This is a genomic window from Glycomyces sp. NPDC046736 (assembly GCF_040645615.1).
GTDB lineage: Bacteria > Actinomycetota > Actinomycetes > Mycobacteriales > Micromonosporaceae > Glycomyces.
In genome coordinates, this window is sequence record NZ_JBEYYO010000003.1 from 1 (window position 1) to 11,994 (window position 11,994).

Below are 11,994 nucleotides of genomic sequence, written 5' to 3' on the forward strand. Positions count from 1 at the left end.
ACGCCTATGTGCGGACCGCTCGCGCCCTCGGCAACGCCTCGTCCCTCCACGGGTCCGCGCCCGCCGCCGTGTCACACCCGAAGCGCATCATGGAATCGGGGGCGCTTGCGAACGTCCGTTTTGCACAGAACCTCCGTTCATATTCGCCGCGCCGCAAACGATGTCGCACCCCCGGCGCAGTATTGAACCGGGGGCGCTCGCGAATGTCTGATTCACCCCGGAATCGCCGTTCACATTCGCCCCCACCTCATCCGGAGCGCCCTGTGTGTACACACAGGGCGCTCCGGCCACGTTACAGTTGGTACGCTTCAGCGACCCCCCCTGATTCCCCCTCAAAGGCTTCCAAAACCGTGAATCTCCGCTCTTCCGCGCGCCCGCGTTCCTCCGGCTCCAGACAGCTGTCCCTCAAAGGGATCTCGATCGCGGCCGGGCTCCCCATCGTCCTGGTCGGAGCGCTCGTCGCGACCCTCATCGGCACCGGCGCGTTCTCGCGCGACACGACCGGCGAGGACGCCAGCCTGTGGCTGTGGACCGTCCCCACCGGCGAGCTCTCCCGCGTCAACGGCCTCACCGCCGTCACCGACGCGCGCCTCGAAATCGCCGACGCCGCAGGCAATCTCGTCCAGATCGTGCAGAACGACCGCTTCCTGATCCTGCGCGACATCACCACCGGGAAGGTCAGCGCCGTCGACCTGCGCACCCTCGACCTCACCGGCGAGGCCGAGACCGCGCCCGGCGCGGGGGTCCGGCTCGCGCTCCACGAGGACCGCGCGTTCATCGTGGACCTCCTCCAAGGCCAAGTGGCCCAAGTCGACCCGATCGACCTCTCCCCCGTCGGGAGCAAGCTCTCATTCCCGCCGGGTCTCACCGGCGGCAGCTTCGACGCTGGCGGCGCGCTGTGGCTCGGCGTCCCCCGCGAGGGCACGCTCGTCGCCGTCACCACCGGCGACGACGGCGCCGCCGTCGACAGCACCGAGGTCATCGCCGACCCCGGCCAGGACCTCAGCCTCACCGTGCTCGGCGACGGCGTGGCGGTGCTCAACCGCACCGTCCAGACCGTCACCACCGTCCGCCCCGACGGGAAGCGCCTGACCGCCGACGTCGACCTCGCCGGCCCCTCGCTCACCGCCGAGACCAGCCCGGGCACCCAAGCCGCCGTGACCGTGACCGACCCGCCCAGCGTGGTCGCGGTCGATGACGAGCGGTCCGGGCACTTCTCGATCGCCGCCGAATCCTCGCCGCTGCTCGGCGCGTCGGTCGAGTTCAGCGACCGGATCTACGTCCCGGACGGGCACGCGAACCGCGTCTGGGTCTACAGCCCCGCGGGCGAAGAGCTCGCCGGGATCGACATCGACGCGGGCGGCGGCCCGATCGAGCTGTACGCGACCGGCGCGGTCCTGTTCGCCAACGCGCCCTACACGAACCAGGCGGTCGTGGTCGCCGACGACGGCACCGCGCGCCTGGCCCCGAAGGACCGCGACGACATCCTCGGCGGCAACGTCCCGCCCGTGGACGACTACGGCGACGAGGACGAGGGCGACGGCTCGGGCACCGGCGACGAGTCCCCGCACGGCGAGGAGGGCGACGTCGAACGCCCCGAAGACGAACCGGACCCGGAGCCGCCGGGGGCCGTCACCGACCTCACCGGGGTCGTCGCCGACCGCGCGGTCACGCTCTCGTGGGGCCCGGCGCCGGACAACGGCGCCCCCATCACGTCCTATGTGGTCGAAGGCGACGGCCGCACCTGGGAGACCGCGCCCGGCCAGCGCATGCTCGACATCGGCGACCTGGTCAACGGCGAGACGTACGTCTTCACCGTGACGGCCCGCAACGCCGAGGGCGACGGGCCCGCGACGCCGTCGCCGCCGCTGCGTCCAACCGCTGAGGTGCCCGATCCCGTTGCGGCCGTTGCGGCCCTGGCACACCCGGACGGGACCGTGACGCTCGACTGGGAGGCGCCCAGTGGGCAGGGCCTGGAGATCACCGGCTACCAGGTGGAATTGATCGACTCGGGCGGCACGCGCGAGGTGGTGGCCGAGACGGCCGAGCCGGGGCACGTGTTCTTCGACGGCGAGCTGATCTACGGCCGCAGCTACATGTTCAGCGTGACGGCGCTGGCGGGCGACGCGGCGGCCGAGCCGTCGCCGAACTCGGACACCGTGGTGCCGTTCTCGAACCCGGGTGCGCCGCGGACGGTGAAGGTCACGACCGACAAGGACAACAAGGGGACCTTGAAGGTCTCGTGGAACAAGCCGGTCGACAACGGCCGCACCATCACCGGATACGTGGTGACCGCGAACGGCCGCAGCCAGACCGTCACCGGGACCACCGCCACCGTCTCAGGGCTCGGCAACGACAAGACGGTGACCGTTACCGTGGCGGCCGTGAACGAGGCGGGGCAGTCGCCCACTGCTTCGGGCTCGGGCACGACCATCGGCCTGCCGAAGGTCACGACCTGGTACCGGTATCAATGCCAGGAGGACGGGGAGTGGCTGATCTGCCGCGACTGGGCCTACGACGACGGGGGCGGCAACGCCGAATGCGAGGTCACCTGGAACGGCAAGTCCACCGGCAGGATCGATTGCAGCCTCAACGAGGGCGCCATCGGATTCATCCCCGAAGGCGACACCAACCCAATGACAGTCACGATCTGGAACGCCGCCGGAAAGGACTCCAAGAGCGTGAAGATCGTGTGGGCCTGACCCGGCCGCGGCCCCGATGATGTCCATCGGCGGGGCCGCGGCACGCAAGGCCTATTCGCTGCGGCGGCGTTCGCGCTTGGACACCGAAAGCTGCCTACCGAGCCGGTCGACGATCTCGAACAGCCGGGCCGCCTCGTGGATCCGCCCGGCTTTCGCGTGGGTCTCGGCGCGTGCGATGACCGCCAGCATCGCGTCGATGATGCCGAGGTCTGCGTCGAAGGCGTCCCGCATCAGTTCGATGCCCGCGTACCATTCCTCGCGCTTCGGGTCGCCGGAGTCGTCGGGGCGCAGGCTCGCGGCCTTGTCATGGGAGCGTTGGACGGACGCCTGCATTTTGGTCGTCTTCTCCCGCATCTCGGCGCAGATCCGCAGGACGTCGCCGCGTCGGCGCTCCTCGGGTGGCGATTCGGTGTCGGGCCGAGTGAAGGCCGGGGGGTCGAATCGGTTGGACTGCAACGACTGCTGCACCTTCTTCAGCTCCCGCATCTCCTCCTGGGCCTGTGCGGGCCTCCCGGCGACGAGGTGCGCCTCCATCCGGTCGAGGATCTCCAGCGCGGCCCCGGCGACCCGGATGTCGTTTTCGGCCCCGATGCGGGCGGTGTGCAGCTTCCCGATCGTCGCGGCCCGTTCGGACTCGGGATCGATGAGGTCTTCGGGAGTGGGCACGGGAACGACGCCGAGTCCGTCGAGAAACCGCCCGGCCCCGCGCCGAAACGTCTCGATCTGCCCGCGAAGTCTCGCAAGGCCTTCCAACGTGAATGAGGGGTTGTTCATCCCCTCATTCTCCCGGATCCCACCCCACCCCGCTGTACAGCAACGCCACCGATCGCACCAGGCCGACCCGCGAGGATCGCGCAGTGTTCCGGCAATGAGGCCATGTCATGTTCCGTTCGAAGCGATGTCGAAGCCCGAGCCGTCTGGGAAGGTGAATCGGTGGTATCGCGGGCGCTTTGGCTTGTAGTCGCCTTTGAGCCAGCGTCGGCGGTCCGGTTCGAAGCGCACGTCGGCGATGGGCATTTGGAATTCGAGTACGCATTCGACTGACTCGACACGAGGCGGGACGCCTGGTTGTCGGCTGTGGATAGTCATGCGGCGCAGCGCGTATCGCGCGAGGCGCCGGTCGGTCAGCACCCACAGACCGGACCCGTGCGCTGCCGTCCCCATGCCGGGTCGGTACACGGCTGTGCAATCGGGATGCTTGCCGAAGACGATAGATCGCGGAGCCGACTTCGTCGTGCTCGACGAGGTGGAGTGGTTGTCTGCCGTCATGAACCACCACAGGGGCACGAATACGATCTTCAAGATCGTCCAAATGGCCTCGACGGCGTACTCGATCGGCTTTCCATCGGGCTCCAGGCCTCGGACGGAGAAGTGCTCGATGCCCTCCTCCGATCCCCAACGCAGCTGCTCTCCCGGCGCCAGAATCTGCTCGTTGAGCAGCGCTGTGGCCCTCGCGTTGAACTCCGGGAGTCCGTAGTCAGACACCATGTCCTCCAATCCGACCGGTCGGGCTCATAGGTCGCTCAAGAGTCGGTCGAGTTCCAGTGCGATCGATTCGTCGATCATTCGGTACTCCTCCGACGAGGTCTTGATCGCGCTCGACTCGGCGTCCAAGGCCGCTCCAAGCTCGTTGATCGCGGCCACCAGGTTCTCCGCACCTGCGGTGTAGCGGCCCTCGAACGCGAGTCCCGTGAGGCCCCAAGTCATCTCGGCAGCACCGGCCCCGGCTGCAATGGAGGAGATCGCGTCGATGTTCGGCACCAGCGCGGCAAAGGCGTCTGCCGCCGCGTTCAACTCCTCAGGGTCGACTTTGAATCCGTCGTGATCTCCGGGCACCTCGCTGAACCGGCCGGTGTCGGGGGAAGTCACCGAGGAGACGATGTCCGAGACGTTGTCGATGATCGCGCTGGCGTTCGCGGTGGCGGTCTTCCTGATCGAGGTGGCAATGGCGCCGAGCAGGCTCTTCCAGATGACTTTCTTTGAACGGTCGTTGACCGACAGCTTGGCGATCCACAGGGCGATCTTTCCGAAGAGCGTCTGCGCCGCCCGGAACTTGCCCAGCGCCTTCATGATCATCGTGTTGGCCTTGAGGATCCCGGTCGTGATGAACGCCAGCACCGAAGAGCCCGCAGTGACCACGCTCGACGCCAGGGCGGCGATCCCGCGCGTGATGAACCAGGCGACGAGTTCGCTGAGAATGGCCTTGATGACGTTGTAGATGGTGTCGGCCAGCATTCGCGCCCAGTCCAGAAGTTGCGTCAGTTGACCTGAGGCGTCCTCGACGGCCCTTGAGGAGGCGGCGAGTCCACCGATCTGGTCGGCTGCGGCATCCGCGGCCGTGCCTTCCCAGCCTCCGAGGTTCTCGTTGGCCGCGCTCTCGATCTCCTCGTCGACCGCGCCGAGCGCCATCGTGACTTGATTCAGCACGTCGATCTGGGTCTGCATCTCCCCCGCATCGCCGCTCACCCACAGCAGCAGGTCATCGAGCGGCTGCACGAGATCCAGGACGATCGTGACGCCCGCGTTGGCGAGTGCGCCGATGGGGTCCTTGATGACGCCCCAGGCGTCCCCGGCGAGTCCGAATATTTCACCCGTGACGGCTCCGGTCGCGCTCAACGCACTCCTTTCACCGTCGCGGGCTTGGTCGATGGCCTCGGCTGAGCCCACAACCCGCTTCACGAACGGCAACGAAGCCATCGAGGTGCCACTGGAATGCTCTGCGGTGTCGGCATATTGGGTGATGTCGGAGCCGTAGTTCGCGGCGTCGTTGTCGGTCATCTTCGGAGGTCCTTAGGGGCGGTACTGGTTGAGGATTGATTGGATGTCGACCTTGTCGCCCAGGAGTTGCTGTGCGAGCTCGGCGGTCTTTTCGGTATGGGTTGCTTTGGCGGACTTGATGACCGCCATGACCTGGCGGCCGAGGTTGGGGCCGTGGGACATTGCTGCGTCGTGGAGGTCGATGTCGGCTACTCGGCCTTCTGGGTCGAGTCGGACTTTGATCGAGCCGTCGTCCGAGATGGCTTCGATCGCGCCAAGGCCGGATTCGGCTTGCAGGGCTTCGTATCTGGCGAGGGTGGTTTCGGCGTCGCGTTGCATCTGCGCGCAAGGCCTGTTGCGGGAGTTCGGATTCGTTGAAGTCGGGCATGTCGCTCTCCGGCCTAGGCGTAGGGGTCGTCTTCTTCGCTGACGGCGCCCCAAATGTCGCGGTCCTCTTTGAGGAGGGTGCTCGATTCGTCTTCGGGGTTGTCGCTTCCGGGGGCGCCTCGGCCCGCTCCGCCGGCGCCGCCCATCATGCCGCCCGCGCCGCCTGCGGCTCCGAGTTTGCCCATGCCGTTCGGGAGGGCCCCGGCTTTTCCGACAGCGCCGGCCCGGCCGGCGGTCGCCCCTGCGCCAATGCCGCCGCCGACCATCCCGCTCATGCCACCGGCACCGCCGAGCGGCGAGCCGCCGCCCAGGCCCGCACCACCGAGACCTGACGCGGCACCGAGCGCTCCGCCGCCCCCGCCGCCGAGGCCACCCGAAGCCAGGCCACCGGAGATCTCGTCGGAGCCCGTTCCGGAAGTGTCCCAAGGGTTCTTGGGCGAGACCGGGGTCAGTGAGGAGCCGCCGCCGCTTCGACTGGAGGTCGGCGGGGAGGCGTAGTCGCCGAGGGAACCGGTGATGTCACTCGGAGAGCCCGAACCGCTGAAGCTGCCCGAAGCGAGACTCGGCAGCGAAGGCGAGCTCGCGCCGGACAACGACGGGGACTGCTCGATCTCCTCGCCCGCGGAGATCGCGGGCAGGCTGCCCGGGGTGGCGTCGTAGGAGGTCTGGTTGACGCCGGACTCCATATTGGTCTGACGGGTGACGATGTCGTCCGCGCTGCGATCAGAAGCGGACTGGAGCGCCTCGGCGATGTCCTGACGCTCATAGAAGGCCCAATCGTCGAGCTCGTTCTCGGCGACCTGCCGGGCCTCGGACTCGTCCATGCCCTGGCCCACAAGGTATTCGACCCGGCCGTCGCGCCATTGACCGGCCGAGACGAACAATCCGTCGCTCCAGCCACCGTCCTCGCCCTGCCCGTCGGCATCCGAGCCGCCGTACCACATGTACGCGGTCTCGTCGTCCATGATCTGACAGTCCCCGGAGTGCCACGGGGGCCGGAAGTGCGTCTTGGCGTCGCCGCAGCCGCCTTGCTTGACGTAGTACTGGGGTTCGGGGAAGGGGATCTCGCCGGAGCCCCCGCCCTGCTGGGTGTAGATCTCGATACCGGCCTGGTCGAGTTCGGTTGCGACGGAGTTGATTTTGTCGACGGTGTCGAGGATGAGCTTCCGAAGCTCCTCACCGGACTCGGCGAACGCGTCGAAGTCATCGCCCTCCCAGTCATGGGAAAGCCGCTCCATGTTGAACTTCCGACGAGCCTCAATGTCGGCGAGGTCCTCGCTGATCTGTCCCCATGCCTCGGCAATCGGTTTGATGGCGTGTTTCGGATCAGGACGGATAGCCGCGACCACGGCATCAAAGGTTCCCTGGTCTGGAGCTGCGAAGCGGTGCTCAGAGTTCTCCAGGTGAAACGCCTTGTCTGCCCGGTAGACGCCGGCCATGAGCGATTCCCAGGCGGTGTCCGCCGGGGAGCGGCCGAGGTTGCAGCCGTCGGCGTTGCAACCGTTGGTCGCCTCATAATGCTGGGCGGTGTGCTCGGTCGGGCCGTCGTGGGTCTCGATCTCTTCTTGGCTGTCGCTCATGTGGGGCAGTCCTCAGTTCTAGGAGTTGAGCTTGCTGGTCACGGCTTCGAACATGGTGTGGATGTGCTCATCGGCCACCCAATCGGCAAAAGCTGCGCGATCAAACAGAAGCGAAGTGCGAGAGTCGATCTCGGCCTGATCGAGCCCGTGCCTAGCCGCGAATGTCTTGTCGGGGTCGGTCGGAAGGTCAAGATTGACCTCTACCAGGTAGTTCTCTGTGCGTACATCCACGATCAACTGCCCGGTGGTACCGGCCAACTCACCCTGATCGCCAAAAATCGCGTACGCGTGACCTTGGCCCCACTCACCCTCGATGTCCTTGTCGAGATAGAGGTCAGCGGAGGTCAACCCGTACGAGTTGGTCTCGACGACATCCTCGTAAAAGCCTCCCTGGCGCAGCTCCCACATGTCATCGACATGCTCTGCCGAGTTGCCCGGGAAGACCGAGAGCAGTACCTCGATCGAGTCAGTGCTTCCATCATTGTGGGTGATCTGCACGACTCCGGAACAGGAGATTGCCTCAGAGTTCATAGCCGACCCCAGCCCAACGTGGCTCGGCTCATGCACGTATGCATCCGACTTGACCTGATCCTTGATCGGCTCGATCGGCAGGACCTCGCACATGTCCCACCCGGCGACCTCACTGGTGATGTCGTTGAAGCCGTCCTCCGAGGTGTCGTCGCCTCCGGTGAGGGCCGAGCAGCCGGTGACGGCCAGCAGGGCCAAGCCCGTCAAAGCGGTTGCGGGCAAGGTGAAGTGTCGTTTGCGCATTGTGGAGTGTCGCCTTTCTGGCGGGAGGTCGGTCAGGTGAGGTCGGCGTTGTAGTCGGGGTCGCCGTTCTCGTCGAGCGGGACGGATTCGCCTGCGGTGAGGTACTGCTCGAGTTCGGCGACATTGACGTCCTCAGTGCTGGCCTTTTCCTTGACGATGTCGGCGAGTGCCTCGTCCTGTCGCTTCATGGTGGTCTTGACGTACTGGAGGTCGGTCCAGATGGAAGCGAAGCTGGCCTGATATTCGGCTTGCTTGCCCGCAGTGCCCTCAAGTCCGAAGGCGGGCATGTAACTCAGGTCGCCGTCGCGAAGCCGAGGAATCATCAGGTCTTCCAGATACTCCAGGTCGGACTGGAGGACGGCCTGGTACTCGGCCACCGCTTCGGGATCGAATTTTCTTGTGGACACGGGGGTCGGGGCTCCTCGTGGGAAATAGGTCGCGAATGTCGGCCTCGCCCATAGTAAGTGATCGACTCCATACATGGGGTACACGAAGGACCCCCAACAAAAGCAACGGCCCCAACCGAAGGGTCGGGGCCGTTACGTGTGCTTGTTATTTGGCTTGGATCTGGAGTTCCGTCACGATCGTGGAGAAGTGGGAGCGGATTCGGTCGTCCGTGGGGTCGTCTTCGGGGGTCCAGTGGACCGACATGCGTTCGTAGGTCGTGTTGCGTTGGGCGGGAACGCGGTCGGCGGAGCGGATGAGGTCGATCAGTTCGGACAGGCGCGAGCTGTGGCGGGCGCCCGCCGAAGAGATCACGTTCTCCTCCAGCATGATCGAGCCGAGGTCGTCCACGCCGAGGTGCATGCTGAGCTGGCCCGAGGCCTTGCCGGTGGTCAGCCACGAGGACTGGAGGTGGGTCACGTTGTGGAAGAACAGCCGCGCGGTCGCCAAGAGCCGCAGGTATTCCAGGGTCGTGGCCTGGGTGCGGCCCTTGAGCTTGTTGTTCTCCGGCTGGTACGTCCACGGGATGAACGAGCGGAAGCCGCCCGTGCGGTCCTGCACGTCGCGGATCATGCGCAGGTGCTCGATCCGTTCGGCCGCGGTCTCGCCGGTGCCCATCATCATCGTGGCGGTCGACTCCAGGCCCTGGAGGTGCGCGGCCTCCATGATCTCCAGCCAGCGCTCGCCGGACTCCTTGAGCGGCGCGAGCGCCGTGCGCGGCCGGGCCGGGAGCATCTCCGCGCCCGCGCCCGCGATCGAGTCGAGCCCGGCGGTCTTGATGCGGCCGATCGCCTCGTCGATCTCGACGCCGGAGACCTTCGACATGTGGGCGATCTCGGAGGGCCCGATCGAGTGGATCACCAGGTCGGGGTATTCGGCCTTGACCGAGGAGAACAGCTCCTCGTAGTACTCGACGCCGAAGTCGGGGTGGTGCCCGCCCTGGAGCATCACCTGCGTGGCCCCGAGGCTCACGGCCTCGCCGCAGCGGCGCAGGACCTCTTCCATCGGGTGCGCCCAGCCCTCGTCGTGCTTGGGGGCGCGGTAGAAGGCGCAGAACTTGCACGCGGTGACGCACACGTTCGTGTAGTTGATGTTGCGGTCGATGAGGTAGGTGACGATGTTGTCGCCGATGACGCGCCTGCGGGCCGCGTCGGCGGCCTCCGCGAGCGGGTGGAAGGGCGCTTCGGTGTAGAGCAGCAGGGCTTCCTCGGCGCTGATGGCGCCGCCGTCGGCGGCGCGGGCGAGGACCTCGTCAATCTCGGCCATGCACGAAGCGTATCGCCGCCCGGGCCCCGGCGGCACCCGCCGGGTCGCGGTGACTCGTGCGTCTCTAGACCGTGTACAGCTCGGTGTGGATGGTCTGGGCTCCGGCCTCTTCCAGGACGTCTTTGACGCCGAGGACCATGTCGTAGGGGCCGCACAGGAACCATTCGTCGACTTCGCGGGCGTCGATGAGGGTGTCGAGGACCTCGCCGAGGCGCTCGGGCGTGAGCCGTCCGGTGAGCAGCGGGGAGGCGCCTTCGGAGCGGGTGCGGACGTGGTGGAGGCGCAGCCGGTCGCCGTGAGCCGCTTGGAGTTCGCGCAGTTCGGGGCCGTACATGGTGCTGGCCTCGGAGCGGTTGGAGTACAGGAGCGTGACCGTGGCGCCGGCTTCGAGCGCGGTCGCGGCGATGCCGATGATCGGGGTGATGCCCGAGCCGGCGACGACGGACGCGTAGTGGCGGTCGGGCCGCACGTCGCATTTGAAGTTCCCCAGCGGGGGGAGCACTTCGAGCACGTCGCCGCTCTGGAGGGACCTGGCGTATCCGGAGAACGAGCCCTTGGGGATCGAGCGGATGCCCAGGCGCAGGGTGCCGCGCTCGGCGAGCTCGGCGGGGGTCGAGGCCAGCGAGTAGGAGCGGCGCACCTCGGAGCCGTCGGGTTCGACCCTCTGGAAAGTGAGGTGCTGGCCGGGCTTGAAGTCGAAGACGGGGCGCAGCTCCTCGGGCACGTCGAGGGTGACCTCGACCGCGTCGTCGGTGAGGGCCCGCACGCGGGCGACGGTGAGCTTGTGCCAAGCGGGCCGTTTCCGGCCGGACCTCTTCAGCTCCAGTGCCACGGTGCGGTTCCTTCCCAGGGTGTCCGTGCGCCGGGGGTCACCCGGCCGCGAAGAATTCGGGCCCGTCGCGAAGCGGGGCCGCATTGGTGTAACGGGCCGCACGGGAGGCAAATTCCCTCAACCCGGCGAGGTGTCGCTCACTGAGGCCGAACTGGAGCCGCTCGAAGTACTCCGCGAGCGCTTCGGGCGCGAAGGGCTCCCAGCGGGCGGCCGAGGCCACGACCGCGTCGATCTCCTCCCGGCTGCGGTTCACCGATTCGCGGAACGCGAGGTGCACGTCCTTGACCAGGCCGGGGTTGGCTTCGGCGTATTCGCGGCGCACGGCCCACACGGCGAAGACCATCGGCAGGCCGGTCCAGTCCTTCCATTCGGCGGCCAGGTCGACGACGTGGTGGCCGCGCGGTTCGTGGTAGGCGCGCAGGGCCTCGTCGCCGATGAGCACGGCGGCGTCCGCGCGGCCGTCGAACGCTTCGGCGGCCAGGGCGCCGTCGAGGTCGGGCGGGGTGACGGCGTAGACCGGTTCGCGGCCGTAGCGCTGTTCGAGGAGCATCCGGCCCAGGAGCACGCCGGTGCGCGAGGTCGAGGCGAGCGCGACCTTCGGGGCGTGGGGCAGGTCTGCGAGCGGGCCTCGGGTGACGAGGTCGACGCTGAGCACCGGCCCGTCGGCGGCCACGGCCGGGTCGGGGATGAGCAGCAGGTCCTCGGCGTGCTTGAGGTACTCCACGAGCGTGATGGGCCCGATGTCGAGGTCTCCTGCGACGAGGCGGCGGCTGAGTTCGTCAGGGGCCGCGCGGTGCAGGTCGATCTCCAGGAGCGTCCCGGTGCGGGCCAGGCCCCAGTAGATCGGCAGGCAGTTGAGGAACGCGATGTGGCCGACCCTGGGCCGACTGGCGGTGTTCACGGTTTCGACCGTAGCCCCTCGCGCGGCAAGGGGAACGGGCCTCGCCTGGGCGGGGTCGCCGAAGTCACGGCCTAGGGTTCGTCGGATTCACCGGACTCTTCGGTGACGAGGGCCGCGAGGCGGTCGACCACGTCCTGGTCGTCGCCTTCGATGAGGACCTCGTCGCCGCGGCGCACGTCCAGGGTGAGGACCTGGAGGATCGACTTGGCGTCGCGCGGCTCGCCGCCGATCTTGGCGATCGCCACGTCGGCGGCCGACTCGGCGGCGGTCTCCACGAAGACCGTGGCGGGCCGGGCCTGGATGCCCACTTCGGTGCTCACTTTCACACGGCGTTCGGCCATGTTCCCCTCCCCG

12 protein-coding genes are annotated in these 11,994 nt (G+C 67.5%); 1 reads left to right on the top strand and 11 read right to left on the bottom strand.

Annotated elements, in window-relative coordinates; all coding sequences use genetic code 11:
• Positions 1-350 precede the first annotated feature (350 nt).
• Complete coding sequence (locus AB0B28_RS03710) at positions 351-2,702, top strand: fibronectin type III domain-containing protein (protein WP_360115935.1); 2,352 nt, start codon at positions 351-353, stop codon at positions 2,700-2,702.
• A gap of 51 nt (positions 2,703-2,753) precedes the next feature.
• Here AB0B28_RS03710 and AB0B28_RS03715 read toward each other — a convergent pair whose 3' ends face one another.
• The 11 genes from AB0B28_RS03715 to AB0B28_RS03765 all read right to left on the bottom strand — a co-directional run bounded on the left by AB0B28_RS03715 (position 2,754) and on the right by AB0B28_RS03765 (position 11,981).
• Positions 2,754-3,476, bottom strand: coding sequence for a hypothetical protein (locus AB0B28_RS03715; protein ID WP_360115938.1), 723 nt, complete (start codon positions 3,474-3,476; stop codon positions 2,754-2,756).
• 105 nt (positions 3,477-3,581) lie between these two features.
• Positions 3,582-4,199 (bottom strand): hypothetical protein, encoded by a 618-nt coding sequence (locus AB0B28_RS03720; RefSeq protein ID WP_360115941.1) that lies wholly within the window; start codon positions 4,197-4,199, stop codon positions 3,582-3,584.
• A gap of 15 nt (positions 4,200-4,214) precedes the next feature.
• Positions 4,215-5,480 (bottom strand): hypothetical protein, encoded by a 1,266-nt coding sequence (locus AB0B28_RS03725; RefSeq protein ID WP_360115943.1) that lies wholly within the window; start codon positions 5,478-5,480, stop codon positions 4,215-4,217.
• Between the two features lie 12 nt (positions 5,481-5,492).
• Positions 5,493-5,798 (bottom strand): YbaB/EbfC family nucleoid-associated protein, encoded by a 306-nt coding sequence (locus AB0B28_RS03730; protein WP_360115946.1) that lies wholly within the window; start codon positions 5,796-5,798, stop codon positions 5,493-5,495.
• A 62-nt stretch (positions 5,799-5,860) separates the two neighbouring features.
• Positions 5,861-7,426 carry a hypothetical protein gene (locus tag AB0B28_RS03735; RefSeq protein ID WP_360115949.1) on the bottom strand — a complete coding sequence of 522 codons (1,566 nt, stop codon included), beginning with the start codon at positions 7,424-7,426 and terminating at the stop codon, positions 5,861-5,863.
• An 18-nt stretch (positions 7,427-7,444) separates the two neighbouring features.
• Positions 7,445-8,197 carry a hypothetical protein gene (locus tag AB0B28_RS03740; RefSeq protein ID WP_360115952.1) on the bottom strand — a complete coding sequence of 251 codons (753 nt, stop codon included), beginning with the start codon at positions 8,195-8,197 and terminating at the stop codon, positions 7,445-7,447.
• 32 nt (positions 8,198-8,229) lie between these two features.
• Entirely contained in the window at positions 8,230-8,604 is a 375-nt protein-coding gene (locus tag AB0B28_RS03745; protein ID WP_360115955.1) for a hypothetical protein, read from the bottom strand.
• Between the two features lie 145 nt (positions 8,605-8,749).
• Positions 8,750-9,907: a cyclic dehypoxanthinyl futalosine synthase gene (mqnC, locus tag AB0B28_RS03750; protein WP_360115958.1), complete on the bottom strand. Its 1,158-nt coding sequence runs from the start codon at positions 9,905-9,907 to the stop codon at positions 8,750-8,752.
• A 64-nt stretch (positions 9,908-9,971) separates the two neighbouring features.
• On the bottom strand, positions 9,972-10,739 hold the full coding sequence (locus AB0B28_RS03755; RefSeq protein ID WP_360115961.1) for an FAD-binding oxidoreductase: 768 nt from the start codon (positions 10,737-10,739) through the stop codon (positions 9,972-9,974).
• Between the two features lie 37 nt (positions 10,740-10,776).
• On the bottom strand, positions 10,777-11,640 hold the full coding sequence (locus tag AB0B28_RS03760; RefSeq protein ID WP_360115964.1) for a menaquinone biosynthesis protein: 864 nt from the start codon (positions 11,638-11,640) through the stop codon (positions 10,777-10,779).
• A 71-nt stretch (positions 11,641-11,711) separates the two neighbouring features.
• A complete protein-coding gene (locus tag AB0B28_RS03765) occupies positions 11,712-11,981 on the bottom strand; it encodes an HPr family phosphocarrier protein (protein WP_360115967.1) in 270 nt (89 codons plus the stop codon).
• Between the last annotated feature and the right edge of the window lie 13 nt (positions 11,982-11,994).